This is a genomic window from Salmonella sp. SG203 (assembly GCF_013350575.1).
Taxonomy (GTDB): Bacteria; Pseudomonadota; Gammaproteobacteria; order Enterobacterales; family Enterobacteriaceae; genus Salmonella; species Salmonella enterica.
The window spans coordinates 1-878 of sequence record NZ_SNMT01000091.1 but is presented as its reverse complement, the minus strand read 5'-3'; the positions used below and the strand labels follow the sequence as shown (position 1 = coordinate 878).

Annotated in this window: 1 protein-coding gene; it reads right to left on the bottom strand. The window is 52.5% G+C overall.

Annotated features, from left to right (window positions below):
* The coding region (locus tag HV477_RS27930) for a baseplate J/gp47 family protein (protein ID WP_175065752.1) at window positions 1-878 on the bottom strand (878 nt) is incomplete at both ends.

Genomic DNA, 878 nt, shown 5'->3' with positions numbered 1-878 from the left:
GATTGCTGTACCTGTTGGGTAATATCTGAGGGCAGATAGTCACTTTTTTTCAGCGTCACACTGACATGCAGACTGACAGGTTTGAGTGTCTGCCAGGTGATCACGTATTCAGGATACGGCGGATCGTACTCCTTATCCGCAACGGTGAACGTTGTGTCGCCGTTCATATCAATACCCGGCGGAGCCTTACGCCAGATGGCCGCCGCGATATCTGCCGGACTGCCGCCGTACACGCCAACATAAAACGAACCGGGTGTTAACGGATACTGACTGACCCCGGCTTTTTGTTCCGTTTTTTTCGGATTATGGGTGACGTAAACATCCACCACGTTTTCTACCGTAGAAAGTATTTCACCCCGGATGGCTTCCAGAATATTACGGGCATTACGGGCAACTGAATTACGCCGACGATTTTCAAAGTCCGCGCGGGTTTCCTCGTCACTGCCCGGCACTCCTGCACTGGCGTTAGTGACACCTGACCAGCCGGGTATTGCCTTATAAATTTTATTCAGAGTTCCCGCCGGACAGCCGACAGGCCCGGTGGACAAATTCAGGAATACCACATCAACCTGCCCTGATGCGCCGATTGTGGCGTCTGACAGACTGACGTACTTATAACCGGCCTCATCCTGCGCCATACTGCCCGCCGGGATCAGCGTACCAACCAGCCCGGTACAGGTTGCCGTTACTGTCGTACCTGTAGCCCCGCGTCGTTCCAGGAAATAAATCTTTCCTATTGCATCCTGAAAGCGTCCACTGGAGAAGTCAGGGTTTACCTGGTTAACGATATACAGCAACTGATCGTTTTTATCCGCGATAATGGCACTTTCGCTTGATGCAAGCTGCCCCTGCGGACTGCTCAGACTGGTACTCATTGC